Below are 25,885 nucleotides of genomic sequence, written 5' to 3'. Positions count from 1 at the left end.
CGGTCAGCAGTACACCCCCCGATCGAACAAGATCCGCAGCCGTCTGTTGCGCAGGTCGGGTCTGGGTCACGGACCCTCACTGTCACGCCTCGGCCAGGGCGGTCTCCACCTCGCGCTCCAGCCGGCGCCGCAGGTCGTCCGGCAGGCGCAGGGCATCGCCCAGCCGCTGCTTGTAGCGGGCATCGCCGGGCACGCCCGGGTCCAACACCACCAGGGAGGCCAGGTAGACCTCGGTCGCCTGGGGTTCGTCGGCGCAGAGCGAGGCGATGGCGATCGGATCGGCCGGCCGGTCGAGTTGCTCGGAGATGAAGCGGCGCTCGTCCTCCGCTAGGTCGGACGACTGGATCTGCTGATCGATCAGCGCCTGTTCGTCGGCGTTGATATGGCCGTCGGCCAGCGACGCGCTGACCATCGCGCGCACCAGCGTGAGGCGAAAATCCTCGCCCCGGCTGTCGCGCAGACGCGCCGGATCGAAGCCGCTGTCCGCCGGCGGCGCCGAGGGGGCCGCTGTCGAGGCGTCCTCGGGGCGATTGGCCTTATGGTCGCTCCAGGCCTTGTAGGCGAGGCCGCCCAGCACCGCGAGGCCGCCATAGGTCAGCGCCTTGCCGCCGAGCTTGCGCGCCTTCTTGGAACTCAGCAGCGCGGCGACGAGGCCGCCGGCTGCGGCGCCGCCCATCAGGCCGCCTGGCATGTTGCTGGCGAGGCCGCCCGCCATTCCGCCGAGCCCGGATTTCGACTTTGAGCCCGATCCGTTGCCCAGGAACCCATCCAGCAGCCGTTGTACGTCCATCGCCTCGTTACCTCGCCAGAAATTTCGGTACCGGCGAGAAGGGGATTTGGGCGGCGGTTTTCAATAGCGACCGGATGCCGTCGGTCAGGCGTTCTTCTTCAGCTCCGACCGGGCGATCGATTCCAGATGCACCTCGTCCGGGCCGTCGGCCAGACGCAGCGCCCGGCTGTGGCCATAGGCATGGGCCAGGTGGAAGTCCTGGGAAACCCCGCCGCCGCCATGCACCTGGATCGCCTTGTCGATGACGTCGCAGGCCATGCGCGGGGCGATGACCTTGATCATGGAGATTTCCTGCCGCGCCGCCTTGTTGCCGACCGTGTCCATCTTATGGGCGGCGTAGAGCACCATGAGGCGGGCCTGATCGATGTTGATGCGGCACTCGGCGATGGTGTGGCGCAGCGCGCCCTGGTCGGACAGCGGCTTGCCGAAGGCGACGCGGGACCGAGCCCGCGCCTTCATCGATTCAAGTGCGCGCTCGGCCTGGCCGATCAGCCGCATGCAGTGGTGGATGCGCCCCGGGCCAAGACGCCCTTGCGCGATCTCGAAGCCCCTGCCCTCGCCCAGCAGCACGTTGGAGACCGGCACCCGGGCGTTCTCGAAGGTGACCTCCGCATGGCCGTGCGGCGCGTGGTCGTAGCCGAATACGGTCAGCGCCCGCTTCACCGTCACCCCCGGCGTATCGAGCGGCACCAGGATCATCGACTGCTGGCGGTACTTCTCCGCGTTCGGATCGGTCTTGCCCATGAAGATCATGATCTTGCAGCGCTCGTCGAGCGCGCCCGACGTCCACCACTTGCGGGCGTTGATCACGTACTCGTCGCCCTCGCGGGTGATCTGCGCCTCGATATTGGTGGCGTCGGAGGACGCGACCGCCGGCTCGGTCATGGCGAAGGCTGAGCGGATCTCGCCGTTCAGCAGCGGTGTCAGCCAAGCTGCCTTCTGCTCCTCGGTGCCGTAGCGGACCAGCACCTCCATGTTGCCGGTATCCGGGGCGGAGCAGTTGAATACCTCCGAGCCCATGGACGACCGGCCCATGACCTCGCAGATCGGGGCGTAGTCGCGGTTGGACAGGCCGGCGCCGAGATCGCTCTCCGGCAGGAACATGTTCCACAGCCCGGCGGCCTTCGCCTTGGCCTTGAGCTCCTCCATGATCGGCGGGGCGGACCAGCGGCTGGCGCCCTCGGCGACCTGCTCCTCGTAGATGTGCTCGGCCGGATAGACATGCTCGTCCATGAAGGCCTGCACGCGGTTGCGCAGCTCGGCCGCCTTGTCGCTCATCTCGGGGATCATGGAGGTCCTTCCCTTATGCCATGTCGACGATGCGGCTCAGATGATGGCCGGCATTGCCGAAGGTCACGTCGATCAGCCGAAGCCGCTTGAAATAATGGCCGACCGCCATCTCGTCCGTCATGCCCATTCCGCCATGGAGCTGGACGGCCTCCTCGCCGACCATCTTGCCGGCGCGGCCGATCTCGGCCTTGATCATCGAAGCGGCGCGGGCGCGCTCCACCCCGCCCACGCTGTCCATCAGCCCGGCCGTGCGGTAGCACAGGGCGTGGGCGAAGCGGGTCTCCGACAGCATGTCGACGGCCCGGTGCTGCAGCACCTGGAAGCTGCCAAGCGGCTTGCCGAACTGGGTGCGGGTCTTCAGATACTCGGTGGTCAGGTCGACGGTCGCCTGCATGGCGCCAACTCCTTCCGCCGCCAGGGCGACGCTGGCCCGATCCACGACCCCTTCGACGATATCCAGCGCCTTGCCCATCTCGCCCAGCACCGCGTCGAGACCGACGCGCACGCCGTCGAATTCCAGATCGGCGCCACGCATGCCGTCGATGGTCGGATAAGTCCGCTTGGTCAGCCCCTCGGCATCGCCGGGCACCAGGAACAGGGTGATGCCGTCGCGCTCGTCGTCGCGCCCGCCGGTGCGGGCCGAGACGATCAGCGTGTCGGCGCAGTCGCCGTGCAACACCACCGCCTTGTGCCCGTCGAGAATCCAGCCTTCGTCGCTCTCGGTGGCCATGGTCGAGACCCGCGGCAGGTCGTAGCGGCTGTTCGGCTCGCTATGGGCGAAGGCCAGCAGGCGCTCGCCGGCCGCCACCTGGGGCAGGATCTCGGCGGCACGCTCCGGATCGGCCCGGGCGACGATCTCCGCGCCCAGCACGATGGTGGCGATGAACGGCTCGACCACCAGGGCCTTGCCGAAGGCTTCCATCATCAGCGCCAGATCGACGGTGGAGCCGCCCAGCCCCCCATGCTCCTCGGCGATCGGGAAGGCGAGCCAGCCGAGTTCGGCGAAATCCTTCCAGACCTGGCGCGACCAGCCGCCCTCGCCCTTGCGGATCCTGTTGCGCTGCTCGAAGCCGTACTTGTCGGCGAGATAGCGCTCGATGCTGTCGGCAAGCTGCCGCTGATCGTCGGTGAACGTGAAACTCATAGGCCAAGCACCATCTTCGCCAGGATGTTCTTCTGGATCTCGTTCGATCCGCCGTAGATCGAGGCCTTGCGCCAGTTGAAATACAGCGGCGCCAGGGCCGGGCCGTAATCCGGGCCGACCGGCTCCTCGTTCCAGCCGTCGTCGCGGAAGGCTTCCGGCTGGTACGGGGCGGCATAGGGGCCGATGGCCTCCATCAGCAGCTCGGTCAGGCCCTGCTGGATCTGCGTGCCCTTGATCTTCAGGAAGGACGGCTCGGCTCCGACCGGCCGGCCCTCGCTCTCGGCATAGAGGGTGCGCAGGACCAGGCTCTCCAGGGACAGCAGGTCGATCTCAATCTGCGCCAGGCGGCGGGCGTAATCCGGGTCCTTGATGATCGGCCGGCCGCCGGCCAGCTCGGTTCGGGCGATGCTCTTCAGCTTGCGCAGCTGCGCCTTGGAGCGGCCCACCGCGGCGATGCTGGTCCGCTCATGACCGAGCAGATACTTGGCGTAGGTCCAACCCTTGCCCTCCTCGCCGATCCGGTTCTCCACCGGTACGCGGACGTCCTCCAGGAAGACGCTGTTGATCTCGGCGCTGCCGTCCAGGGTCGTGATCGGGTGGACGCTGATCCCCGGGCTCTTCATGTCGATCAGCAGGAAGGTGATGCCCTCCTGCGGCTTGCCGGTGTCCTGGGTGCGCACCAGGGTGAACATCCAGTCGGCATGCTGGGCCAGGGTGGTCCAGGTCTTCTGGCCGGTCACCACGTAGTGCTCGCCGTCCAGCACCGCCTTGGTGCGCAGCGACGCGAGGTCGGAGCCGGAGCCGGGCTCGGAGTAGCCCTGGCACCACCAGTCGTCGGAGCTGAGGATGCGCGGCAGGAAGCGCTGCTTCTGCGCCTCGTTGCCGAACTTCATGATCACCGGCGCCACCATGGTCACGCCGAACGGGATCACCATCGGCGCGCCGGCCAGCGCGCATTCCTCATCGAAGATGTGCTTCTGCATCGGCGTCCAGCCGGTGCCGCCATGCTCCACCGGCCAGTTCGGCGCGATCCAGCCCTTCTCGTGCAGGATCTTCTGCCAGCGAACGTGATCGTCCTTGGAAATGCGGAAGCCGTTGCCGGTCTTCTCGGCGATATCGGCGGGGAGTTTCTCCTTCAGGAAGTCGCGGACCTCCTGGCGGAAGGCCTCCTCCTCGGGTGACAGAACCACGTCCATGGCCATCTTCTCCTCGTCGATCTTCTCAGGCGACTTCGAACAGCCCGGCCACGCCCTGGCCGCCGCCGACGCACATGGTGGTGACGACGTATTTCGCCCCGCGCCGCCGGCCCTCGATCAGCGCATGCCCGACCATCCGCGCCCCGGTCATGCCGTAGGGGTGGCCGATGGAGATCGAGCCGCCGTTGACGTTCAGCCGGTCGTTGGGGATGCCGAGTTTGTCCCGGCAGTAGATCACCTGACTGGCGAAGGCCTCGTTCAGCTCCCACAGGTCGATATCGTCGACCTTAAGCCCGGCCCGCTCCAGCAGGCGCGGCACGGCGAAGACCGGGCCGATGCCCATCTCGTCCGGCTCACAGCCGGCGGCCACCAGACCGCGATAGATGCCGAGCGGCTCGATGTTGCGGCGCTCCGCCTCCTTGGCGTCCATTACCACACAGGCCGACGCGCCGTCGGAGAGCTGGCTGGCATTGCCGGCGGTGATGAACTGGTCGGGACCGCGCACCGGCTCCAGGCCGGCCAGGCCTTCGGCGGTGGTCGACGGCCGGTTGCCCTCGTCCTTCTCCAGGGTAACCGTCTTCTCGCTGACCTCGCCGGTCTCCTTGTCCTTGACCAGCATGGTGCTCTGCAGCGGCACGATCTCCTCGGAGACGCGGCCTTCGGCCTGGGCGGCGGCGGTGCGGCGCTGGCTCTCGGCGGCGTATGCGTCCTGCGCCTCGCGGCTGACACCGTAGCGCTGGGCGACGATGTCGGCGGTCTCGATCATCGACATCCACAGCGCCGGCTTGTGCTCCATCAACCAGGCTTCGGTCAGGTGGACCTTGTTCAGGTTAGCCTGGGTCAGACTGATCGACTCCACCCCGCCGGCGACCATGGCCGGCACGCCGTCCACGATCACCCGCTGGGCCGCCATGGAGATGGTCTGCAGGCCGGAGCTGCAGAACCGGTTCACCGTGGTGCCGGCGGTGCTGACCGGCAGGCCGGCGCGCACGGCGGCGAGGCGGGCGATGTTCTGGCCGGTCGCCCCTTCGGGCAAGCCGCAGCCGATGATAGCGTCCTCGATTTCCGCCGGATCGAGCCCGGAGCGGGCGACCGCGTGGCTGATCGCATGGCCGGCGAGAACGGCGCCGTGGGTGTTGTTGAAAGCGCCGCGAAACGCCTTGCCGATCGGTGTCCGGGCAGTGGACACGATGACCGCCTCACGCATGAGGCCCTCCCTCTGACATTCCCCTTCGACACCGGGCAGCGGCGCCGGGATTTGGTTCTAGCATCGATAGCAGGCGCACGGTGGCACGGGAACCATGATCGTGCCAACGCCAACCCTGATCTCCGGCGTTTCGCCCTCTTGTCAGCGCAGCGTCCAGGGGGTCTCCTCACTGGCGACAAGAAGCATTCGGCCAAAAGCCTACGGGAGGAATTCATGAGCGCATCGCCGCGCCTTTTCGAGCCGCTGACCATCGGATCGACAACCCTGAACAACCGCATCGTCATCTCGCCGATGGACCAGTACTCGGCCGTGGACGGCGTGCCGACGGCGTATCACCTGGTGCATTACGGCAAGTTCGCCATGGGCGGCGCCGGGGCCGTGATCGTCGAGGCGACCGGCGTGTCCGAGGCCGGGCGAATCACCAACGGCTGTCCCGGTCTGTACAACCAGGCGCAGGTCGACGGCTTCCGGCCGATCACCGATTTCATCCGCCAGCAGCGGTCGGTGCCGGGGGTGCAGATCGGCCATGGCGGGCGCAAGGCCTCCACCCAGCGGCCCTGGGAGGGCGGCGGTCCGGTCGGCCCGAAGGAGATCGCCAACGGCGACAAGCTCTGGCAGCCCTACGGCCCCTCCGACCTCGCCCTGACCGACGGCTGGCTGACGCCGAAGATGATGGACGACGCCGATCTGAAGCAGACCAAGCAGGACTTCGCGGACGCCGCCAAGCGGGCACTGGATGCCGGGTTCGAGCTGGTCGAGATCCATATGGCCCACGGCTACCTGCTGCAGACCTTCCTGTCGCCGCTCTCCAACACGCGGAACGACGGCTATGGCGGCGATATCGAGGGGCGGATGCGGTTCCCGCTGGAGGTGGCCGAGGCGGTGCGCGCGGCCTGGCCGGCCGACAAACCGCTGTTCGTGCGGATCTCCTCGGTCGATGGCATCGACGGCGGCTGGGAGATGGACGACAGCGTGCTGCTTGCCAAGGCGCTGAAGGAGCGCGGGGTCGACGTGATCGACTGTTCGTCGGGCGGCAACTCGCCCAAGGGTGCCACCAACGCCAACCTGAAGCGCGGCCCGGGCTATCAGGTGCCCTTCGCCGAGCGCATCAAGCAGGAGGTCGGCATCCAGACCATGGCGGTCGGGCTGATCCGCGAACCCGATCTGGCCGAGCGGATCCTGCAGGAGGGTCGCGCCGACCTGGTCGCCATCGGGCGTCAGGCGCTGGTCGACCCGTTCTGGCCGCTGCACGCCGCCCAGCATTTCGACATCGATCCCGATTTCGAGAAGTGGCCGCACCAGTACGCCTGGTGGCTGGAGAAGTGGGACAAGGGGCTGCGCGCCTATGCCCGCGAGCAGGCGGCCGAATAAGGCTCCGAAACGAAGAAGCGCTGGCGTCGGGGGAACGCCAGCGCCTGGAACGGAACAGTGGTGTCGGGGAAGACTCTCACCGTTCCGGAAACCCGTGGGACGGTCTCACCGCTCGATCGGCGGCTTCTTGTCCTTGTGGTTCTCCTCGTGGTCCGCATCGGCGGCATCCGGCGCCTTGGGACGCGGCGGCCGCGAGAACGGCACCGTGCCCGGCTGCAGCGGGTCGACCGGATGGTCGGGGGGATTTGTCTTGTCGGCCATGACTCTGCCTCTCGGACGGTTGCGTCTGTCGATGGCAACGCGCGGGCAAGACAGAGGTTCCCGACCGTCGGCATGTATAGCTCGACGATTCTAAAAGTCTTCTGACAATAGCGCGCATAACACCGGTTTCGCCTCTGCCTGAGAAATGACTGACGTCACTTACCCATCTCGGGAACCGGTAAATGGGGGTCTGCGTTCTCCCAGTACCCCCCACCGAATATCGAGGCAAAGTCATGAATTGGGATCAAATCAAAGGTAACTGGAAGTCCGTCAAGGGTAAGGCGCAGCAGCAGTGGGGCGACCTTACCAACGACGAACTCGACAAGGCCGAGGGCAGCCAGACAGAGCTGGAAGGCCTGATCCAGCAGCGCTACGGCAAGTCTCGCGAAGAGGCGAAGCAGGAAGTGCGCGACTGGGCAGACCGGATCTGATCGGCCTGCGCTGAACGAGGGAGGGCCGCACCATCTGTGCGGCCTTCTCTGCTTGGGCCGTCTCTGCAGGGCCTGTTTGACGCGAACGCAGAGTGCCGTGGCCAACTCGACCGCGGGTCAACACCCTCAATACTCGGCGTAGATTTCGATGACGTTGTTCTCCGGGTCCCGGAAGAACAGGGTGCGATGGCGCCAGCTCGGCAGGTCCGTCGGTTCGCGTACGATCGGCACCCCATGGGCCAGAAGCTCGCGGTAGCAGGTGTCCACCGAGGGCGGCGGCACCCGGAAAGCGAGCTGCACCGAGGCAGATCCCGTCACCGCCGGCCCGTCCTGCCAGATCGGCATGCCGTCGCGCGGGCGCAGGGTCAGCAGCGTGGCACCGATGCGGAAACTCACCCATGCCGGCGTGTCGGTCTCGACCGCGAACCCCATCACCTCCTCATAGAACCGCCGCGTCGCCGCCATGTCGGTGCAGAGCAGCACGGCGTAGTCCAGATTGTGGTTGTCCTTCAGGCTCATGGACGCGTCCTCCGGAGTGTACGAACCTGCGGAACGGGCCCGGTCATCGTGCCGCCGGCCGACGGCACGCATCCACGATGACCTCAGGGTCGTACGGTTTGCCGAAAAACTGGCTGCCGCTCACGTTCCGCGTCGGGTCGATCGCGTTACCGGATGCATAGATCACCCGCACGTCGGGCCGCTTGATCCGGGCCTCTTCCGCCACGTCCCAACCGGTCAAGGCCCCGCCCAGCCGGATATCGGTGAAAACGACATCGATCTGCGAATCGTCGGACAGGATCTCGACGGCCTGTTCTCCGCTTTCGGCTTGCAAAACCACGAATCCGGCTTCGGTGAAGGTCTCGCATGCCGACAGTCTGATAAGAAATTCGTCCTCGACGATTAGAACAGTTTGAGCGGTGGTCATTAAAACCCCTAATGCCGCGCGGCGGCCCCAAGTACATAAACGTCCTTACGATCCGAGGGTTCCTAGCGGTTCACACAAAAACACCCGTCACGCTTCGCCGTGTCAGCGCCGGCGAGGCGTGTGCGGGTCAATATCACCGACCGGCCCCCGGCTTGCGCGCCGGGATGTCAACGTTGAAACAAACGATGTCTTCGTCGCAGGTGACACCGATCTCTCCGCCATGGGCGGAGACGATCTCGGACGAGATGAACAGTCCGAGCCCCAGCCCGTGCGGACTGGACTGCGAGCCGCCCTTGAAGAACGGCTGGTAAAGCGTGTCGAGGGACGATGCCGGAATCGGCTGTCCCGAGTTGCAGACCGATATCTTCAACCGGCCATCCGAGAACACGGCATCGACCTGGATCGGGTCGCCGGGGTCCCCGTGGGTGACGGCGTTGCCGAGAAGATTGGACAGGACCTGCATGATCCGGGGGCCGTCGCAATACACCTCGCCCCGGATATCGGTGGTGAGCTCGATCACCGTGCCGTCAAACGCGGTCTGAATCTCCTGGACGATTTCCGCCGCTTCGCCGGCGAAGTCCGGTATCACGGCCCGTTCCAGTCCGATGCCGTCGCCGAGCCGGACCCGCGCGAAGTCCATCATGTTCGTGACCAGTTCGGCCATCCGCGCGCCGCTGGCCTGCATATGCCGCAGAACCTGGAGCGAGCGCTCGCTCTGCTCTTCGCGCAGCAGCAGATTGACGCCCGAGATGACGGAGGACAGGGGGTTGCGCAGGTCATGACCCAGAACGGCCAGGAACTGCTCTCTCAGCATCGCCTCGTCGCGCTGAGCCTGGATCACCTCATCGCGTTGCTTTTCGTCCGTGACATCCCGGACGATGCAGTAGAAATGCTCCCCCTCCGGCACCGCCACCCAGGAGAACCAGCGGTAGTCGCCGTCGGTCGTGCGATAGCGGTTTTCGAAACGGAGAACGGGTTTGCCGCTCTTCACCTCCTCGAATGCGCCGTTTGACCGGTCAACGTCCCCGGCGTGAAGGAAATGAAGGTAAGGCTGCCCGACTATTTCGTCCTCCGCCCACCCGAGCGTCGCGGTCCATGCCGGGTTGACGGCGGCGAAGCAGCCATCGCGGTCGATGATGCACATCAGGTCGGGGCTGACCCGCCACGTATTCGTGGCGATACGGCTTTCCTCCAGCATGCTTCCCTCCAGCCCCCAATGCTTCAGCACCGCCGATGATCCTTACAGAGCGCAACCATCGCACTCAAGGCCGGCCGCCGGTTCCAGGACTGATACGGTCTCGTCAGGGCGCCACGATGTACAGGGCGATGGCTTCGGCGACGCAAGCGGGTTTGTCGCCGCCCTCGATCTCCACGGTCACGGTCAGGTGCACGCGGATCGTGTCCGGCTTCTGGCGCAGCACCCGGTCGAGCACCACCCGCCCGCGGATCCGGCTGTCGGACGGAACCGGAGCAAGGAAACGGACCTTGTCGAGGCCATAGTTGATGCCCGCCACCCTCGGCTTCAGCGTGAACACCTCCGCCGTAATCCGCGGCAGCATGGACAGGGTCAGATAGCCATGGGCGACCGTGGTGCCGTAGGGCGACTCCGCCTCGGCCCGGACCTCGTCCAGGTGAATCCACTGGCGGTCGTCGGTCGCGTCGGCGAAGCGCAGAATTCGCGACTGGGACATCTCGATCCAGTCGCTGACCCCGAGTTCTTCGCCGACACAGGCCTCCAGCGCCTCGACGGTGTCGAAGCTCCGGGGATCAGTCACGGGTCGGGTCCGCGGAGACGCGGATGAGCTGCTTGCCGAAATTCCGGCCCTTCAGCAGGCCGACGAAGGTCTCCGGCGCGTTCTCCAGCCCCTCCACGATATCCTCGCGGTATTTCAGTTCGCCGGAGCGGATATAGCCGCCGACCTCCTTCACGAAGGAGCCGAAGCGGTCCCAGCGCTCGGTGACGATGAAGCCCTGGATGTGCAGACGGTCGGTGAGGATCTGCCGCATCAGGCTGGCCCGGCTCGGCCCACCGTCCAGCGACGTGGCGTTGTACAGCGAGATCATGCCGCAGACCGGGATGCGCCCGAACGGGTTCATCAGCGACAGGGCCGCGTCCAGGGTGGCGCCGCCGACATTCTCGAAGTACACGTCCACGCCCTTCGGGCAGGCCGCCTTCAGGTCGTCCTTCAAGCTGTCGGAGCGGTGCGACACGCAGGCGTCGAAGCCGAGTTCGTCCTTCACGAAGGCCACTTTCTCCGGCGAGCCGGCGACGCCGACCACCCGCGCGCCCTTGATCCGGGCGAGCTGGCCGACGACCGAGCCCACCGCCCCGGACGCGGCCGAGACCACAACCGTCTCCCCCGCCTTCGGCTGGCCGATGTCCAGCAGGCCGACATAGGCGGTCAGGCCCGGCATGCCGAGCACGCCCACCGCCGTCGAGATCGGCGCGTCCGCCGGGTCGAGCTTGCGCAGGCCCTTGGCGTCGACCACGTCGGCGCTCTGCCAGCCGGACATGGAGAGCACGAAATCGCCCTCCTTGAACTTGTCGGCGCGCGACTGCACGACCTGGCAGACCGTGCCGCCGGTGATCACCCCGCCGATCTCCACCGGCTGGGCGTAGGACCGGGCATCGCTCATCCGGCCGCGCATATACGGGTCGAGCGACAGGTAGATGGTGCGCAGCGCCACCTGCCCCTCCCCGACCTCGGGAAGATCGATCTCGACCTTCTCGAAATCGCCGGCCACGGGCTCGCCCTTAGGGCGGGAGGCAAGACGGATCTGGGTGCTCTTCATGGGGAAATCCCTCAGTTCGGATGGTCTTCGCGGATCATGTCGGAGGCTTTCTCTCCGATCATGATGGCCGCCGCATTGGTATTGCCCGACACCATGGTCGGCATGATGGAGGCGTCCGCCACCCGCAGCCCGGCGATGCCGTGCACCCGCAGGCGGCTATCGACCACGCAGTCCTCGCCCGGCCCCATGCGGCAGGTACCCACCGGATGAAAGGCGGTGTTGGCGGTGTTGCGCACGTGGTTCAGCAGATCCTCGTCGCTGGTCGCCCCGCTGCCCGGTTCCACCTCCTCGCCGCGCAACGGATCCATGGGTGCGGCCTCCGCCACCTTGCGGATCAGCCGCAGCCCGTCGGTCATGGTCTGCCGGTCGAGCGCGTCGGACAGGAAGTTGAAGCGGATCTCCGGATGCTCGCGGGCATCGGACGAGCGGACATGGATGGTCCCCAGGCTTTCGGGGCGCAACTGGTAGCAGGTCATGGTCATGCCCGGCCAGTCATGCAGCAGGCGGCGTTTGGCGTCGCGGATGACATAGGGCATCACATGGACCTGGATGTCCGGCGTCTCAAGCTCCTGCCGGGTTTTCAGGAAGCCGAGGATCGGCGCGGAGGGCATCGCCATGAATCCGCGCCTTGTGGTCAGGTAGCGCAGGAACTGCCAGCCGCGCGGGATCAGCCCGGCCATGCGCTCGTTATAGGACACGCCACGCTGCTTCAGCCGCCAGACCATGCGGGCGTTGATGTGGTCGCGCAGGTTCTCGCCCACCGCCGAGAGCTCGTGCTTCACCTCGATGCCGAGCGGCTTCAGCACGTCCGGCCGGCCGATGCCCGAAAGTTCCAGAAGCTGCGGGGCCGCAACGCCGCCGCAGGAGACGATGACCTCGCGCCCGGCGCGGACCTCGACTTCCTCGCTGTTGGCGATCCGGTAGGCCACGCCGACGCAGCGCTTGCCCTCCAGGATCAGCCGGGTCGCCAGCGCGCCGGTGACGACCTGCAGGTTCGGCCGCTTGCGCGCCGGCTCCAGATAGGCGACCGCCGTGCTCTGCCGGAACCCGTTCTTGATGGTGGTCTGGGTCCGCACGAAGCCTTCCTGCTCGGCGCCGTTGTAGTCCGGGTTGCGGCGGATGCCGATCGCCTCGCCGGCGCGGAAGATCGACTCGTAGAGCGGGCTCTGATCGTAGGACTCGCAGACATGCAGCGGGCCGCCTTGGGCGCGCATGTCGTCGGCGCCGTGCTCGTAATTCTCCATCCGCTTGAAGATCGGCAGCACGTCGTCGAAGCTCCAACCGCGATTGCCGCGCTGAGCCCAGGTGTCGTAGTCGAGCGGCTGGCCACGCACATAGACCAGTCCGTTGATCGAGGAGGAGCCGCCGAGCAGCTTGCCGCGCGGCACCGCAATTTCCCGGTTTGCGGTCGCCGGCTCGGGCGTGGATTTGTAGCACCAGTTGGCCGCCGGGTCTGAAATCAGCAGCCCGAAGCTCGCCGGCATGCGGCTGTACGGGTGGCTGGCCGCCCCCGCCTCCAGCAGCAGGACCTTGTGTTTTCCGCTTTCCGTCAGCCGGTTGGCGAGTGCCGCGCCGGCCGATCCCGCGCCGACAATGATGAAATCGACCTCGGCTGCCATCGCGCCCGAGTTCCCTTGCGCTGCTTGCATCGTCCATCCCTCCCATGCTGCCCTTGTTTCCGCGCAGCTTCGTGGAATGCGAGCACGGCGCGCGTGATCTGTCGAGCCGCCAACCGAGCCGCGCTATGCTGCCGAGGAACGACCAATCTAAGGATTGCCGGAATGCCCGTTACCGCCTTCGACTCCGCCCTTACCGCGCCGCTCCTGTCCGACCCGGAGACGGCAGCCCTGATCGACGACGCCGCCGTGACGCGGGCGATGGTCGAGGTCGAGCGCGCCCTGTCCCGGGTCGAGGGGCGGTGCGGCGTGATTCCGCAGGACGCGGCGGCGGCAATCGACAGCGCCCTGGACGGCTTCATGCCCGACATGGAGAAACTCGGTGCCGGCATGCAGACGGCCGGCGTGCCGATCGTCTCCCTGGTCAGCCAGCTCCGCGACAAGGTCGGCGCGCCCGCCTGCGACTATGTCCATGCCGGCGCCACCAGCCAGGACATCTACGACAACGCCCTGCTGCTCTGCTTCGCGGCGGCGACCGACCGCATCAAGGCGCGGCTCGACGCGGTCATCACGTTGCTGTCGATCCTGGCCGACGAGCACCGCTACACGGTCATGGCCGGCCGCACCCGCACCCAACAGGGCATTCCGATCAGCTTCGGCGCCAAGGTCGCCGGCTGGCTGGCGCCGCTTAAACGCTATCGCGAGCGGCTGATCTGGGTGCGCGAGGAACTGCTGGTGGTGCAGTTCGGCGGGGCCGCCGGGACGCTCGCCGCCATCGGCCCGGGCGGCATGGACGTCGCCGACATGCTGGCCGACGAGTTGGGGCTGGATCGGCCGGTCTCGCCCTGGCACACGGCGCGCGACGGCATGCTCGGCCTGGGCGACTGGCTGTCCGGCGTTACCGGCACCCTGGGCAAGATCGGCGCCGACCTGCTGCTCATGGGCCAGAACGAGGTCGGCGAGATCCGCGCCGGCGGCGGTGGCGGGTCCAGCGCCATGCCGCAGAAGGCCAATCCGATCGGCATCGAGATGCTGGTCACCCTGGCGCGCGCCAACGCCACGAACCTGTCGGGCCTGCATCATGCGGCGATCCAGGAACACGAGCGCGGCGGGCCGGGCTGGACCCTGGAATGGGTCTGTCTGCCGCCGATGGTGCTGGCCACGGCGGCGGCCCTGCGGATCGTGAGCGAGACGCTTGCGGACCTCACGGTTGACGCCTCCCGCATGCGCGCCAACCTGGATCTCGGCACCGGCCTGATCATGGCCGAGGCGGTGACGACGGCGCTGGCCCAGCATGTGGGCAAGGTGAAGGCCCAGGCGCTGGTCAAGCAGGCCTGCCAGGACGCGCCGGGCTCGGGCCGCTCGATCACCGAGCTGCTGCGCGAGCGGTGCGACGCGCCGGTGGACTGGGACGCGGCGGCCGACCCTTTGAACTACCTCGGCGCATCGCAGGAGATCATCAACCGGGTGCTGGCGCTCTAAAATCCTGGCGCTTTAAAATCAATGACGACCGTCACCCCGGGAGCGCCCGGGGCCCGCCGGGATGACGGAGTAGTGTCAGGGTGGGCGCGCTGCTGCCCTCACCCCTTCGCGTAGGGCGGCGGCGTGTAGTAGCGCGGGTACGGGCCGATCGCGGCCATGTCGACTTCCACCAGCGCCGGACCCGGCACGGCCAGCGCCTCGCTCAGCGCCGCCTCCAGCGCGTCCATCGACCGCACCACCGCGTAGGGCATGCCGCTGCCGTCGGCCAGGCGCTTGAAGTCCGGCGGGGTCGGGTCGGCGAAATGGTGACGGCCGCCATACAGGCTGTCCTGGATGTGTTTGATCACCCCGAAACCGTGGTCGTTCATCACCAGGAACACCACATCTGCCTGCTCGTCCGCCGCGGTCCACAACTCGCCCAGGTTCATCGCGAAGCCGCCGTCGCCGCTGATGCAGAGCGTCTTGCGCCCGCCCGCCCCGAGGGCCGCGCCGATGCCCATGGACAGGCCCGGCCCGATCGCCGCCCCCACCGGGTACAGCGTATCGCGCGGTCCGTAGACCTCGAACGCCTTGTGGCCCCAGGTGGTGTGGGACAGGGTGACGTCGCGCACGAACACCCCGTCGCGCGGCAGCACCCGGCGCACGATCTCCGGCATGGCGGCATAGCCGTCCAGAAAGGCGCTGTAGGCGGTCTTCGCCGCCTTGCGTGCCGCCGCCACATCTCCCGCCAGGGCGGGATCGAGGGACAGGCCGCCCGCCAGCCGCCCGGCCAGGGCCGACAGGGTCGCCCCCGCCGCGCCGCGCACGAACAGGTCTGTCGTGTAGGTCCGCCCCTGGGCCTTGCCGTCGATGTCGATCTGCACCCGACGGGCCGGCAATGCCAGCGACTGATCCTGTGTCTCGTGCCCGCGCAGCCGCGAGCCAGCGACGATCAGCAGGTCGACGGTGTCGAGAAACGCCTGGATCTCCGGCAGCCCGGCCCCGGCGGCGAGCGACAGCGGATGGTCCTCCGGCACCGCCCCGCGGCCGTTCCAGCTGCTGATCACCGGGATGCCCAGATCCACCAGCGCCTGCACCGCGCCGGTCGCGTGCTTGGCCCCGTTGCCGACCCAGAGCAGCGGTCGCTTGGCGGCTTTCACCGTGTCCACCAGCGCCGACAACGAGGCGTCGTCCGGCAGGTCGGCGGCCGCGCGCGGCAGGGTCAGGGTCTCCAGCTCGGCCGGTCGGGGGATCTCGGCGCGCTGCACGTCGATCGGGATCTCCACGCTGACCGGTCCGGTCGGCGCGGTCAGGGCATCGGCCACCGCCCGGGTCAGGATGCCGAGAGCTTGGCCGGGGGACAGGATTCGGTAGGCGCTCTTGCAGACCGAGGCGAGCATCGCCGACTGACCCGGCACGTCATGCACTGGCCCCATGTCGCGGTCGAGCATGGCGGTCGGCGTCTGGCCGGTGATGTGCAGCAGCGGGGTGGAGGCGAACCCGGCCTCGACCAGCGCCGGCACCGCGTTCGCCGCGCCGGGCCCGGTGCTGGAGATCAGCACGCCCAGCCCGCCATGCACCCTTGCATAGGCATCGGCCATGTGGCCGCCGCCGTATTCGCTGCGGGCGGTGACGAAGCGGATGGCGTTGCGGCGGCCGATGGCATCGAGCGTGGGGATGTTATGCACAGAGACGATGCCGAACACCGTCTCCACGTCCATGCGCTGCAGAAAGTCGGCGACGAGGTCGCCCACACGATACGTCTCGGCCATTACTGTCCTCCCAGGAACTCTCGGTTTGTTTTCCGGGAGTATGGCGAGGCCGCAGCGGGTGTGCCTAGAGACCGAATCTCTTAGAGATCAAATCGTTCAGGCCGGCACGGCTGCAATGCGTCCTCGGAACGACCGTCCAGGATCTCCGCCGCCGCCAGCCGGCCGATTACCGGAGCCAGGATGATGCCGGCGTGCATCACCGCCAGATACAGCCCGCCGATGCCCGGCATGAAACCGACGAGGGGCGCGCCGTCCCGCGGCATCGGTCGCCAGCCGGGAACGGCGTCGATCAGCGCGATGTCCTGCGCGCCCCGCACACCGGACCGCACCGCCTCCATGACGCGACGGCCGATCGCCATCGGGCCGTTCTCCGGCGTCTCGTCGATATAGCCGGCGGCAGACAGCATCAGCGTGTCGCCGGCCTGGCGGATCTCGAAACCCGGCGAGCAGACGATGCCCCGAACCAGACGCCCGGCGGTGCGCATCCGCACCAGGGTCGCCGGCGAGACCCGCAGCGGCAAATCGAGGCCCACGCCCCGCACCAGGTCGGCCGATCCGACCCCGGCGGCCATGACCACGATGTCGGCGGCGATCTCCCCGTCCTCCAGCGCGAGGCCGGTCACCCTGCCGCCGGCCTCCATCAGCCCGGCGACACGCTCCCCGAACCGCAGCACCGCCCCCGCCTCCCGCGCGGCGGCGCAGAGCGCCCGGGTCGCGACCACCGGATCCACGCTGCCCTCCCCCGGCGCATGGGCCGCTATCCGGGGCGGCGCGATCAGGCCCGGCTCCAGGTCCGAGATCTCCGAGCCGGTGACCAGGCGCACATCGTATCCGGCGGCGGCATGGTGGGCGACGAGACGTTCGGTCTCGCCCAGGTCCTCGTCCCAGCTCAGTGCGCCGGTCCAGTTCACCGTCACCGCACCGTCGAGTTCGGCCTCCAGCCGGTGCCAATCGCCGATCGCCGCCTGCCGCAGGTCCTGATAGGCATGCGGGTCGGTGTGGGCGATGTTGATCCAGGAGAACGCCCTTGCCGTGACACCGGAGCCCGGCTCCGCCACGTCCACCAGGGTGACGCGCGCCCCGCGCAGCGCCAGGTGATAGGCCATGGACGCGCCGACGATTCCGGCACCGACGACCGCTATCCTAGGACTGCTCACCCTAGGACTGCTCACTGGCGGATCTCGGTCTCCAGGGCCGAGCGCATCGCAGTCTCGACGGCGGAGGCGATCTCGGGATCCAGCCCCGGCCGGTGCATCAGCACCAGGTGCGACGGCGGCACGGCCGGCAGCCCTCGGATACGCTCGACTCCTCCCATCTCCTCCCCTTCCAGCGTTCCCATCAGCGCGACGGCCAGCCCCGAGCGCACAGCCGCCCGCACTCCTGCAACGGACTCGCTCGTATACACCACGCGGTAGGGTCTTCCGTCTCGCTCCAGAGCCTCCACCGCCAGAGCCCGCCAGGCGCACTCGCGGTCGAACAACGCCACCGGCAGCGGGTCGTATTCCTCCAGGCGTTGCGCCGAAGCGGCAACCCATACCCGCTCCACCGTCGCGAGCACTGGCCAATCCACCTCCCCTTTCTCCACGTCGCAGACAGCGGCATCCAGATCGCCGGTTGCGATCGCGCCGGGAAAGCCGGAGCTGAGCCCGCAGCGCACGGCAAGGTCTACCCTGGGATGTTCGCGGACCAGCCGGGCAACCACGGTGGAGAGCGCCGACTCCCCAACCTCTTCCGGAACGCCGAGACGCAGCGTCCCGAGCAGATCCCCGGCCCGGGCCTCGGCAACCGCCTCGTCGAGCAGACCCACCACCCGATCGGCTATCGGCAGCAGGGTCGCGCCGTAGGCAGTCAGCGTGACGCCGCGTCCACGCCGCTCGAAGAGACGCCGACCTAAGATCGCTTCCAGACGTTTGATCTGCAGGCTGACCGCCGATTGCGATCGCAGCACCCGCTTTGCCCCGTCGGTGACGCTGCCCGACGCGGCCACCGCACGGAACGTCCGCAGCAGATCGCTGTCCAACGGTGGGACAAATCTATTTATCAAACTCATATGAAACATCCATGCTACTCGTTTCACAAATACCCTAGCAGTCTCCACACTTCAGGCAACGAGGTGCTCGCAGGAGTGAAGAACCGTGACGACGGCACAGAAGCCGATCAGGCAGCGCGGCTGGAAACCGCTCTGGATCGCCATCGCCGGGACAGCCGTCGGTCTTATCGGTCTGCTCCGCCCGGAGCTCGCTTTGGGCACGCTGAATTTCGTTCTGTCGAGCTTCGTTGCGGTCGCCCCGCTGGTGATCCCTGGCCTGCTCCTGTCGGCCGCGATCCTTGCCAGCGGTGCCGGCGCGCGGCTGTCGGGGAGCCTGAAAGGGAATGTCGGCGTGGCCGTGCTGACGGCCGCAGCCCTCGGCACGGTGACGCCCGTCTGCGGCGTGACCGTTCTACCCTTGATGACCGGGCTGCTGGCCGCCGGCGTTCCGCTGGCGCCGGTGATGGCATTCTGGCTGTCCTCGCCGGTCACAGATCCGGCGATGGTCGCGGCCACCGTCGCCGTCCTCGGCGTTGAATTGGCGGTTGCCAAGACCCTGGCCGCCTTCCTCATCGGACTCGGCGGCGGCGGCGTGGTGGCCGTCCTGGCGCGGCAGCCCTGGATCGCCAAGCCGCTGCGCGCGACGCTCTCTTATCCGTCGGACTGCGACGCACGGATCGCTGGGACGGACAGGACCGGTGCGGTGGTCTGGCGGTTCTGGCAGGTGCCTGCCCGTCGGGAGCGGTTCCTGCGGGAGGTCCGGTCGATGACCCGGCTGATCCTGATCTGCCTCACACCCGCCTTTGCCGCTGAATACCTGCTGCAGCGATTTCTGGCGCCCGAAACGTTCGCGGACCTGCTCGGCACCGACAGCCCCTGGGCGATCCCACTGGCGGTCTTCGTCGGAGCGCCGGCCTATATCGACGGCTATGCCGCCCTGCCGCTGACCCGGAGCCTGATGGACCATGGCATGGCCCCGGGTGCGGCTCTCGCATTTCTGGTCTCCGGCGGCGTGGTCAGTATCTGGGGCGCCCTGGCGATCGTGCCCGTGCTCCGGATCCGGCCTTTTGTTCTGTATCTCGCGCTGGGAGTGGGCGGATCGCTCGCCGCCGGCTACCTCTACGCAGCCATCGCCTGAGGTCCGCCCCACAGTCCCCGGTGCGCGAAACCGGTTGCGCGCGGCCAGGCCGCCTCTATATCGATCGTTCGGTATAGAAGGAGCCCACCATGCCGCGTCCGGCTGCCCCGCGCGAAGAGATCGTCGACCGATTGGGCGACGTGTTCCGCCGTCACGGCTACGGCGGCGCCAGCCTGAAGCTTCTGTCCGACGCCACCGGGCTCGGCCGCTCCAGCCTCTATCACTACTTTCCCAACGGGAAGGAAGACATGGCCCTGGCCGTCCTCGACAGCGCGGAACGGTGGATGGGCGACGAAGTGGTCCCGATTCTGGAAAGCGCCGCCTCGCCGCAGGAGAAGGTCCGCGCCGTGGTGGCGGCGCTCGACCGGTTCTATCTGGGCGGCCGGCGCTCCTGTCTGCTGGAGCTGTTCGCCATCGGCGATGCGCGCGAGGTGTTCGGCCCGCGGGTGTCGCAGCGTCTGGCCAACCTGCGCTCGGCCCTTGCCGGGATCGCCCGGGAGGCCGGCCATCCGCCCGACGATGCCACCCGCCGGGCGGAGGATGCGATGATCGCCATCCATGGCGGCCTCGTGGTCTCCCGCGGTCTGGGAGACACCACCCCCTTCCGCCGTGTGCTGGACGGGCTGGAGAAGACGCTGATCGGGTAGCCGCCCGAAACCCGGCTTGTCGGCGCCCGCCGCACACCCCAACCAAAAAGATAATTCGGCCCACACCCCTTGATCTTCGGCGCAGGCAAAATATGTACCGATCGTTCGGTTTATTCCTTCTCAGGAGCATCCCGTGTCCACCACGATCAAGCTGTACGGCACCCCCCTGTCAGGCCATTGCCACCGCATCGAGCTCGCCCTGTCCCTCCTCGGGCTGCCCTATGAGACGATGCCGGTGGACATGCGGGCCGGCGCCCACAGGAAACCGGAGTTCCTCGCCCTGAACCCGTTCGGCCAGGTGCCGGTCATCGACGACGCCGGCACGGTGATCGCCGACAGCAACGCCATCCTGGCCTATCTCGGCGCCAAGTATGACGACGGCACGCTGATGCCCCGCGATCCGGTGGAGGCGGCCGGGGTGCAGCGCTGGTTCTCGGTCGCCGCCGGCGAGATCAAATACGGCCCCGGCGCGGCCCGGCTGGCGCGGGTGTTCGGCGCCCCGATCGACCACGCGGCGGCCGCGGCGATCGCGACGCAGATTCTGTCCCTGCTCGACACCCATCTCGCCGACCGCGACTATCTGGCGGCCGGACGGCTGACCTTCGCCGACGTGGCGATCTACAGCTATGTCGCCCATGCGCCGGAGGGCGATATCGACCTTTCCCCCTATGCCCATGTGCGACGCTGGCTGGCACGGCTGGAGGCGCATCCCCGCTTCGTCCCGTTCCCCGCCGCGGCCGACATCCTCGGCTGACCCGATCTCCCCGGCTGCGTCAGGAGCACGCCATGTCCAGCCCGTCGCCCGATCCGACCCCGTTCCATCCAGGCGAACTCGCGGTGCAGGAGCGCGCCGGGGTGCGCGAGCAGATAGCCCCGGTCGGCGCCTTCAACATCCGGCGCTTCCTGCCGGACCAGCACCGCCGGTTCTTCGCCGATCTGGATCTGCTGTTCGTGGGTGCCGTCGACCCCGCGGGCCAGCCCTGGGCGACGGTGCTGGCGGGCGACCCGGGCTTTATCGCCTCGCCCACCCGCACCTCGCTGACCGTCGCCCTGCTGCCGGAGGCGGACGATCCGGTGCTCCCGGGACTGCGGGCGGGCGCGCCCCTGGGCCTGCTCGGGCTGATGCCGCAGAACCGGCGGCGCAACCGGGCCAACGGCAGGATTGCCGCCCTGGACGCGGCCGGCTTCACCCTGGAGGTGACCGAAAGCTTCGGCAACTGCCCGCAATACATCCATACCCGCAGCCGCGAGCCGGCGGCGGTCGCCGGCCGCCCCGCCGCCGAGGTCGCCGACCGGATCGGCGATGAGGCGCGGGCGCGGATCGCCGGCGCCGATACGTTCTTCATCGCCACCAACGCACCCCAGGGCGTGGACGTCTCCCACCGGGGCGGGCGGCCGGGCTTCGTGACGGTGACCGAGGACGGCGCGGTGCTGTGGCCCGACTTCTCCGGCAACAACTTCTTCAACACGCTCGGCAACCTGGCGGTGGATCCCCGCGCCGGCCTGCTGTTCGCCGATTTCGAGAGCGGCGACCTGCTGCAGCTCGCCGGCACGGCGGAGACGATCTGGGACGGCCCGGAGCTGGCGGCGTTCCGCGGGGCGGAACGGCTGGTGCGGTTCACGCCGAGCGCGGTCGTGCTGCGCCGGGGCGTGCTGCCGGTAAGGTTCGCGCCGCAGGAGGCCTCGCCCGTCCTGGTCGCCACCGGCACCTGGGATGAGGCGGCGCAGACCCGGGCGGCCCTGGCCGAGCGCGACACCTGGCGGCCCTTCACCGTCGCTCGGGTCGAGGCGGAGAGCGCGACGATCCGCTCGATCTACCTGACCCCGGCCGATGGCGGCGGCATCGCCCCGCACCGGGCCGGCCAGTACCTGCCCCTGCGGCTGACCCTCCCCGGCGGCGACCGGCCGCTGCTGCGCACCTACACGCTGTCGGACGCCGCCCATCCCGGGCATCTGCGGATCAGCGTGAAGCGCGAGGCGGGCGGCGCCGCGTCCGGCTTCCTGCATGATCGGCTGGCGCCCGGCGACACGGTGGAGGCCATGGCGCCGCGGGGCGAGTTCGTGCTCGATCCGGAGTCCCGGCGACCGGTGGTGCTGCTCTCCGCCGGGGTCGGGATCACGCCGATGATCGCGATGCTCAACGAGCTGGTGCGCGACGGCCTGCGCAGCCGCAGCCCGCGCGAGGTGTATTTCATCCACGGCGCGCGCGACGGATCCGAACAGGCGTTTGCCGATCATCTCCGCCAGCTCGCGCTATACGCGCCGGGGGTGAACCTGCACATCCGCTTCAGCCGGCCGCGATCCCAGGACGTGCTGGGAGAGAACTATGCCAGCACCGGGCGGGTGGACCTGGACCTGCTGCGGGGCCTGCTGCCGTTCGGGGATTACGACTTCTATCTCTGCGGGCCGGGCGGTTTCGTCGCCGACCTGCATGCGGGCCTGCGCGGGTTGAACGTCGCGGCCGAGCGGATCCATTACGAGTTCTTCGGCCCATCCTCGCTGCCGGGCGAGGTGCCGGCCCTGGTCGATGCGATGCCGGCGGAGGTCACCTTCGCGGAGAGCGGCAAGACCGTCGAATGGACCCCCGCGGCGGGCAGCCTGCTCGACCTCGCCGAGGCCTCGGGCGTGCCGATCGACTTCTCGTGCCGCTCGGGCCGGTGCGGTACCTGCGCGGTGCGGGTGCTGTCGGGAGAAATCGGTTACGCGCAGACGCCGGAAGCGGCGCTTTCGGACGGGTATGCGCTGGCCTGCCAGGCCCATCCGAGGGGAGCGATAAGCCTTTCCGTCTAACCCCGATCCGCCATCCCGGGAGCGCCCCGACCTGATCCGGGAGCTACCCGGGACCCAGCCGTGGCGGTGGGCATTGGGTCCCGGCCGAGCCCCGGGTCGAGCCCGAGCCTCGCCGGGATGACAAGTTTTTTTAGAGAGCGTTAGTTGCCCCTACGCCGCCACCGGCTCCGTGCCGCACCAGTCGGCGATGAACAGGGCGATGGCCTTGGTCGACTCGCGGATCGACTCGATGCTCACCCGCTCGTCGAAGCCGTGTACGTTCTCCGCATGGGCGCCGTAGACCAGGCAGGGGATGCCCGCGTAGAGCACGAAGACCCGGCTATCGATATAGGCGGTGGCGATCCGCTCTTCCAGCGGCTTGCCGGACACCGCCTCGTGCTGGCGGGCGAGCGTCAACTCGGCGTCGCTGCCCGGCTCCAGGTCGTAGCCCTCGGTGAAGAAGCCGTTGAACTCGACATCCGGCGGGCTGTTCGACAGGAACGGATGGTTGGCCGAGGCCTTGCGGATCGTGTCCTCGATGTCGCGCGCCATCTCCTGCGGCTTGAAGCCCGGGAAATAGGACACCCGGCAGTCGAAGGTGCACCAGGCCGGCACCGAAGAGGCCCAGTCGCCGCCCTCGATCTTGCCGATGTTCAGGTTCACGGGATGCTTGGCGTCCTTGTAGTTCTTTGTATCGCCCTTCTTGGCGTTCCAGCGCGCCTCCAGCTCCTTCAGATCCTTCATCAGGTCGTAGGCGGCCATGATGGCGTTGGAGCCGCTGCCGGCGGTGGCGACATGGACCGGGAAGCCGCGTACATGCACGCGGAACCAGGTCACGCCCATGACGGCCCGGTTCACATGACCGGAGGACGGCTCGCTGATCAGGCAGGCATCGGCGGTGTAGCCGCGCACCAAGGTGGCCAGCGCGCCGTTGCCGGTGCTCTCCTCCTCGCAGACGCTTTCCAGATGCACCCGGCCGGCCGGCTGAACCCCGGCGGCCTTCAGCGCGTCGAGCGCGAACATGTTGGAGACGACGCCGGCCTTCATGTCGCCGGCCCCGCGGCCGTACATCCAGTCACCGTCGATGCGCGGCTGGTAGGGCGGGCTGGTCCACATGTCGAGCGGCCCCTCAGGCACCACGTCCACATGGCCGTTCAGCACAAGGGAGCGGCCGGTCTCATTGCGCGGGCGGTGGGTGCCGACGACGTTCCAGGCGTTGGCGTAGTCGACCTTGATCGGCGAGAAGCCTTCGTGATGCTTGATGTCGTCCTCGCGGACCAGCCAGCGATCGACGGCATAGCCGCGCTTGGCCATGGCCGAGGCCATGAGGTCCTGGGCGAGGTGCTCCTGGCCGCGGATGGACGGACGGGAGACCAGCTCCTTGGTGAACTCGATCTGGGAATCGAATGCGGCGTCAACCGCATCGGAGATGCGCTTGGCGAGGTCAGGGTCGAGTTTTCCGGGAGCGGAGGCGGTCATCGTACGATCCTTCGGCCGTTTGGGAGGGGAACGGACCGAAGGATCGTACGGTGCGCGGCTAGCGCGCAAGCCGGGGAATTCGAATGCGTATCAGGCGGAGATGTCGAGAAGCTGGCCGCGGCCCGAATCGGCCGGCGGGGCCGGCGGCGTCGCGGTGGACGATGCGGTCTGGGCGGTGCGGGTATTGCCCGTCTCGGTCTCTTCCACCGCGGTAGGCGTGATGTTGGTCGCGGCGGAGGACTGGGTCGGACCCTGGATCCGCGTGCCCTGGCCACCAGCCTGCTGGGTGGCCTGAGTGCCGCCCTGACCGCCGGCCTGGCCGGTGCCGAGCGTCTGGCTCGCCTGCAGCCCCTGAAGTTGGCTCAGACCCTGGGAGCCCAACCCGGTGCCGGCACCGATACCGCTGATCGCCATATGACGTCCTCCTGAAGACTTCTGTGTTGTTCTGAGCGGAGTATCGCCGGACGGTCTAAAGATTCGGTAAACGCGGAAACAATTTTTTCGTGTGGTTTGTCACGCGCACATCACCACCACGTCATCCCGGCGAGCGCCGGGATGACGGTGCGGATTGGATGCCGGAAAGGTCCGCTCAGTAGCACCCGGCGGTGCGGCCGCGCATCTTCACCATGCCGAGCACCAAGTCGATGGTCGGTGTCGCCACGCCGGTCAGGCGCCCGAGTTCCTGGACGGAAGCGACCAGGGCATCGATCTCCATCGCCCGGCCGCGCTCCAGGTCCTGAAGCATGGAGGTCTTGTGCGCCCCCACCGCCTCGGCGCCGGCGATCCGCTTGTCCACGTCGATGGCGAACTTCACGCCCAGGGCCTCGCCCACCGTCTGGCCCTCGACCATCATCGCCCGGGCGACGGCGCGGGTCTCGGGATCGCGGCAGATCTGCTCGAGCGTGGCGCCGGTCAGCGCGCTGATCGGGTTGAAGGACAGGTTGCCCCAGAGCTTCACCCAGATCTCGTCGCGGATGCGCGGCCGCACCGGGGCCTTCAGCCCGCCCGCCCGCATCGCCTCAGACAGCGCCTGCACCCGCTCGGTCTTCTCGCCCGACGGCTCGCCCAGGGTGAAGCGGTCGCCGTCCTGATGGGTGATCACCCCCGGCTCCTCGATCTCGCAGGCCGGATAGACCACGCAGCCGATCGCGCGCTCGGGGCCGAGCGTGTCCCACTGCACCCCGCCCGGATCGACGCTCTCCAGCCGCGTGCCCTCCAGATCGCCGCCGAGCCCGTGAAAATACCACCAGGGCACGCCGTTGACCGCCGTCACCACCGATGTGCCGTCATGGAACAGTGCCGTCATCTTCTCGGCCACCGCCGGCACCGAATGAGCCTTCAGCGCGACGATCACATGGTCCTGCGGGCCGAGCTCCGCCGGATCCTCCGAGGCATTCAGGCGCACCGTCTCCCGCTGTCCGTCCTGCAGCAGGGTGAGGCCGTTCTCCCTGATCGCCGCCAGGTGCGGGCCGCGGGCGACGAGGCTGACCTCGCAGCCGGCCCGGGCCAGGGCCACGCCGAGAAACCCGCCGATCGCCCCGGCGCCGTAGATGCAGACCCGCATGC

At 68.2% G+C, this 25,885-nt stretch carries 25 protein-coding genes; 7 read left to right on the top strand and 18 right to left on the bottom strand.

Annotated features, from left to right (window positions below; translation table 11 throughout):
- Positions 1-82 precede the first annotated feature (82 nt).
- The 5 genes from BLS34_RS00160 to BLS34_RS00140 all read right to left on the bottom strand — a co-directional run bounded on the left by BLS34_RS00160 (position 83) and on the right by BLS34_RS00140 (position 5,627).
- Positions 83-790: a tellurite resistance TerB family protein gene (locus BLS34_RS00160; RefSeq protein WP_093147293.1), complete on the bottom strand. Its 708-nt coding sequence runs from the start codon at positions 788-790 to the stop codon at positions 83-85.
- A gap of 84 nt (positions 791-874) precedes the next feature.
- On the bottom strand, positions 875-2,080 hold the full coding sequence (locus BLS34_RS00155; protein ID WP_093147290.1) for an acyl-CoA dehydrogenase family protein: 1,206 nt from the start codon (positions 2,078-2,080) through the stop codon (positions 875-877).
- A 13-nt stretch (positions 2,081-2,093) separates the two neighbouring features.
- On the bottom strand, positions 2,094-3,224 hold the full coding sequence (locus tag BLS34_RS00150; RefSeq protein ID WP_093147288.1) for an acyl-CoA dehydrogenase family protein: 1,131 nt from the start codon (positions 3,222-3,224) through the stop codon (positions 2,094-2,096).
- Positions 3,221-4,420: an acyl-CoA dehydrogenase family protein gene (locus BLS34_RS00145; RefSeq protein ID WP_028792976.1), complete on the bottom strand. Its 1,200-nt coding sequence runs from the start codon at positions 4,418-4,420 to the stop codon at positions 3,221-3,223. Before BLS34_RS00145 ends, BLS34_RS00150 begins: the two co-directional genes overlap by 4 nt.
- 25 nt (positions 4,421-4,445) lie before the next feature.
- The gene (locus BLS34_RS00140) at positions 4,446-5,627 is read right to left on the bottom strand and encodes an acetyl-CoA C-acyltransferase (protein ID WP_028792975.1); all 1,182 of its coding nucleotides are present in this window, start codon (positions 5,625-5,627) and stop codon (positions 4,446-4,448) included.
- A gap of 213 nt (positions 5,628-5,840) precedes the next feature.
- Here BLS34_RS00140 and BLS34_RS00135 point away from each other — a divergent pair, with 213 nt between their 5' ends.
- The gene (locus BLS34_RS00135) at positions 5,841-6,998 is read left to right on the top strand and encodes an NADH:flavin oxidoreductase/NADH oxidase (RefSeq protein ID WP_093147286.1); all 1,158 of its coding nucleotides are present in this window, start codon (positions 5,841-5,843) and stop codon (positions 6,996-6,998) included.
- A 105-nt stretch (positions 6,999-7,103) separates the two neighbouring features.
- On the opposite strand, the gene BLS34_RS25760 is transcribed toward BLS34_RS00135, so the two are convergent.
- The gene (locus BLS34_RS25760) at positions 7,104-7,259 is read right to left on the bottom strand and encodes a hypothetical protein (RefSeq protein ID WP_156907184.1); all 156 of its coding nucleotides are present in this window, start codon (positions 7,257-7,259) and stop codon (positions 7,104-7,106) included.
- A gap of 233 nt (positions 7,260-7,492) precedes the next feature.
- On the opposite strand from BLS34_RS25760, the gene BLS34_RS00130 reads away from it, so the two are divergent.
- Entirely contained in the window at positions 7,493-7,690 is a 198-nt protein-coding gene (locus tag BLS34_RS00130; protein WP_093147284.1) for a CsbD family protein, read from the top strand.
- A 126-nt stretch (positions 7,691-7,816) separates the two neighbouring features.
- On the opposite strand, the gene BLS34_RS00125 is transcribed toward BLS34_RS00130, so the two are convergent.
- From BLS34_RS00125 to BLS34_RS00100, 6 genes are all read right to left on the bottom strand, one after another.
- Positions 7,817-8,209, bottom strand: a complete 393-nt coding sequence (locus tag BLS34_RS00125) for a VOC family protein (RefSeq protein WP_175474048.1) — start codon at positions 8,207-8,209, stop codon at positions 7,817-7,819.
- A gap of 43 nt (positions 8,210-8,252) precedes the next feature.
- Positions 8,253-8,615, bottom strand: coding sequence for a response regulator (locus BLS34_RS00120; protein ID WP_028792971.1), 363 nt, complete (start codon positions 8,613-8,615; stop codon positions 8,253-8,255).
- Between the two features lie 133 nt (positions 8,616-8,748).
- The gene (locus BLS34_RS00115) at positions 8,749-9,813 is read right to left on the bottom strand and encodes a PAS domain-containing sensor histidine kinase (protein WP_093147280.1); all 1,065 of its coding nucleotides are present in this window, start codon (positions 9,811-9,813) and stop codon (positions 8,749-8,751) included.
- 103 nt (positions 9,814-9,916) lie between these two features.
- Entirely contained in the window at positions 9,917-10,390 is a 474-nt protein-coding gene (locus BLS34_RS00110) for a MaoC family dehydratase (RefSeq protein WP_093147279.1), read from the bottom strand.
- Positions 10,383-11,408, bottom strand: a complete 1,026-nt coding sequence (locus tag BLS34_RS00105) for an NADP-dependent oxidoreductase (protein WP_093147276.1) — start codon at positions 11,406-11,408, stop codon at positions 10,383-10,385. The genes BLS34_RS00110 and BLS34_RS00105 overlap by 8 nt, the downstream gene beginning before the upstream one ends.
- An 11-nt stretch (positions 11,409-11,419) precedes the next feature.
- A complete protein-coding gene (locus BLS34_RS00100) occupies positions 11,420-13,057 on the bottom strand; it encodes a GMC family oxidoreductase (RefSeq protein ID WP_211228846.1) in 1,638 nt (545 codons plus the stop codon).
- Between the two features lie 132 nt (positions 13,058-13,189).
- Between BLS34_RS00100 and pcaB the strand changes: the two genes are divergently transcribed.
- The gene (pcaB, locus tag BLS34_RS00095) at positions 13,190-14,506 is read left to right on the top strand and encodes a 3-carboxy-cis,cis-muconate cycloisomerase (protein ID WP_093147273.1); all 1,317 of its coding nucleotides are present in this window, start codon (positions 13,190-13,192) and stop codon (positions 14,504-14,506) included.
- A gap of 98 nt (positions 14,507-14,604) precedes the next feature.
- Here pcaB and BLS34_RS00090 read toward each other — a convergent pair whose 3' ends face one another.
- From BLS34_RS00090 to BLS34_RS00080, 3 genes are all read right to left on the bottom strand, one after another.
- Positions 14,605-16,257, bottom strand: coding sequence for a thiamine pyrophosphate-binding protein (locus BLS34_RS00090; protein WP_093147272.1), 1,653 nt, complete (start codon positions 16,255-16,257; stop codon positions 14,605-14,607).
- Positions 16,258-16,337: 80 nt separating this feature from the next.
- Positions 16,338-17,414, bottom strand: coding sequence for an NAD(P)/FAD-dependent oxidoreductase (locus tag BLS34_RS00085; protein WP_139189034.1), 1,077 nt, complete (start codon positions 17,412-17,414; stop codon positions 16,338-16,340).
- Positions 17,415-17,425: 11 nt separating this feature from the next.
- Positions 17,426-18,307 carry a LysR substrate-binding domain-containing protein gene (locus BLS34_RS00080; RefSeq protein ID WP_175474047.1) on the bottom strand — a complete coding sequence of 294 codons (882 nt, stop codon included), beginning with the start codon at positions 18,305-18,307 and terminating at the stop codon, positions 17,426-17,428.
- An 85-nt stretch (positions 18,308-18,392) separates the two neighbouring features.
- Between BLS34_RS00080 and BLS34_RS00075 the strand changes: the two genes are divergently transcribed.
- The 4 genes from BLS34_RS00075 (at position 18,393) to BLS34_RS00060 (ending at position 22,861) form a co-directional block, all read left to right on the top strand.
- The gene (locus BLS34_RS00075) at positions 18,393-19,424 is read left to right on the top strand and encodes a permease (protein ID WP_215906006.1); all 1,032 of its coding nucleotides are present in this window, start codon (positions 18,393-18,395) and stop codon (positions 19,422-19,424) included.
- 89 nt (positions 19,425-19,513) lie between these two features.
- The gene (locus BLS34_RS00070; protein WP_093147267.1) at positions 19,514-20,071 is read left to right on the top strand and encodes a TetR/AcrR family transcriptional regulator; all 558 of its coding nucleotides are present in this window, start codon (positions 19,514-19,516) and stop codon (positions 20,069-20,071) included.
- 133 nt (positions 20,072-20,204) lie between these two features.
- A complete protein-coding gene (locus tag BLS34_RS00065) occupies positions 20,205-20,825 on the top strand; it encodes a glutathione S-transferase family protein (protein WP_093147264.1) in 621 nt (206 codons plus the stop codon).
- 32 nt (positions 20,826-20,857) lie between these two features.
- A complete protein-coding gene (locus tag BLS34_RS00060; RefSeq protein ID WP_093147263.1) occupies positions 20,858-22,861 on the top strand; it encodes a 2Fe-2S iron-sulfur cluster-binding protein in 2,004 nt (667 codons plus the stop codon).
- 150 nt (positions 22,862-23,011) lie between these two features.
- On the opposite strand, the gene BLS34_RS00055 is transcribed toward BLS34_RS00060, so the two are convergent.
- The 3 genes from BLS34_RS00055 to BLS34_RS00045 form a co-directional block, all read right to left on the bottom strand.
- Positions 23,012-24,319, bottom strand: coding sequence for an ArgE/DapE family deacylase (locus BLS34_RS00055; RefSeq protein ID WP_093147261.1), 1,308 nt, complete (start codon positions 24,317-24,319; stop codon positions 23,012-23,014).
- A 90-nt stretch (positions 24,320-24,409) separates the two neighbouring features.
- On the bottom strand, positions 24,410-24,733 hold the full coding sequence (locus tag BLS34_RS00050) for a hypothetical protein (protein ID WP_093147259.1): 324 nt from the start codon (positions 24,731-24,733) through the stop codon (positions 24,410-24,412).
- Between the two features lie 175 nt (positions 24,734-24,908).
- Positions 24,909-25,883: a 2-dehydropantoate 2-reductase gene (locus BLS34_RS00045; protein WP_028792957.1), complete on the bottom strand. Its 975-nt coding sequence runs from the start codon at positions 25,881-25,883 to the stop codon at positions 24,909-24,911.
- Positions 25,884-25,885 lie beyond the last annotated feature (2 nt).

Source organism: Thalassobaculum litoreum DSM 18839, from assembly GCF_900102465.1.
Lineage (GTDB): Bacteria > Pseudomonadota > Alphaproteobacteria > Thalassobaculales > Thalassobaculaceae > Thalassobaculum > Thalassobaculum litoreum.
This window is presented reverse-complemented; position numbering and strand designations above follow the sequence as displayed.

Excerpts from the sequence above, each read along its gene's own strand:
- BLS34_RS00160 (WP_093147293.1), bottom strand. The coding sequence starts at position 790 with ATGGACGTACAACGGCTGCTGGATGGGTTCCTGGGCAACGGATCGGGC.
- BLS34_RS00155 (WP_093147290.1), bottom strand. The coding sequence starts at position 2,080 with ATGATCCCCGAGATGAGCGACAAGGCGGCCGAGCTGCGCAACCGCGTG.
- BLS34_RS00150 (WP_093147288.1), bottom strand. The coding sequence starts at position 3,224 with ATGAGTTTCACGTTCACCGACGATCAGCGGCAGCTTGCCGACAGCATC.
- BLS34_RS00145 (WP_028792976.1), bottom strand. The coding sequence starts at position 4,420 with ATGGACGTGGTTCTGTCACCCGAGGAGGAGGCCTTCCGCCAGGAGGTC.
- BLS34_RS00140 (WP_028792975.1), bottom strand. The coding sequence starts at position 5,627 with ATGCGTGAGGCGGTCATCGTGTCCACTGCCCGGACACCGATCGGCAAG.
- BLS34_RS00135 (WP_093147286.1), top strand. The coding sequence starts at position 5,841 with ATGAGCGCATCGCCGCGCCTTTTCGAGCCGCTGACCATCGGATCGACA.
- BLS34_RS25760 (WP_156907184.1), bottom strand. The coding sequence starts at position 7,259 with ATGGCCGACAAGACAAATCCCCCCGACCATCCGGTCGACCCGCTGCAG.
- BLS34_RS00130 (WP_093147284.1), top strand. The coding sequence starts at position 7,493 with ATGAATTGGGATCAAATCAAAGGTAACTGGAAGTCCGTCAAGGGTAAG.
- BLS34_RS00125 (WP_175474048.1), bottom strand. The coding sequence starts at position 8,209 with ATGAGCCTGAAGGACAACCACAATCTGGACTACGCCGTGCTGCTCTGC.
- BLS34_RS00120 (WP_028792971.1), bottom strand. The coding sequence starts at position 8,615 with ATGACCACCGCTCAAACTGTTCTAATCGTCGAGGACGAATTTCTTATC.
- BLS34_RS00115 (WP_093147280.1), bottom strand. The coding sequence starts at position 9,813 with ATGCTGGAGGAAAGCCGTATCGCCACGAATACGTGGCGGGTCAGCCCC.
- BLS34_RS00105 (WP_093147276.1), bottom strand. The coding sequence starts at position 11,408 with ATGAAGAGCACCCAGATCCGTCTTGCCTCCCGCCCTAAGGGCGAGCCC.
- BLS34_RS00100 (WP_211228846.1), bottom strand. The coding sequence starts at position 13,057 with ATGCAAGCAGCGCAAGGGAACTCGGGCGCGATGGCAGCCGAGGTCGAT.
- pcaB (WP_093147273.1), top strand. The coding sequence starts at position 13,190 with ATGCCCGTTACCGCCTTCGACTCCGCCCTTACCGCGCCGCTCCTGTCC.
- BLS34_RS00090 (WP_093147272.1), bottom strand. The coding sequence starts at position 16,257 with ATGGCCGAGACGTATCGTGTGGGCGACCTCGTCGCCGACTTTCTGCAG.
- BLS34_RS00080 (WP_175474047.1), bottom strand. The coding sequence starts at position 18,307 with ATGAGTTTGATAAATAGATTTGTCCCACCGTTGGACAGCGATCTGCTG.
- BLS34_RS00070 (WP_093147267.1), top strand. The coding sequence starts at position 19,514 with ATGCCGCGTCCGGCTGCCCCGCGCGAAGAGATCGTCGACCGATTGGGC.
- BLS34_RS00060 (WP_093147263.1), top strand. The coding sequence starts at position 20,858 with ATGTCCAGCCCGTCGCCCGATCCGACCCCGTTCCATCCAGGCGAACTC.
- BLS34_RS00055 (WP_093147261.1), bottom strand. The coding sequence starts at position 24,319 with ATGACCGCCTCCGCTCCCGGAAAACTCGACCCTGACCTCGCCAAGCGC.
- BLS34_RS00050 (WP_093147259.1), bottom strand. The coding sequence starts at position 24,733 with ATGGCGATCAGCGGTATCGGTGCCGGCACCGGGTTGGGCTCCCAGGGT.
- BLS34_RS00045 (WP_028792957.1), bottom strand. The coding sequence starts at position 25,883 with ATGCGGGTCTGCATCTACGGCGCCGGGGCGATCGGCGGGTTTCTCGGC.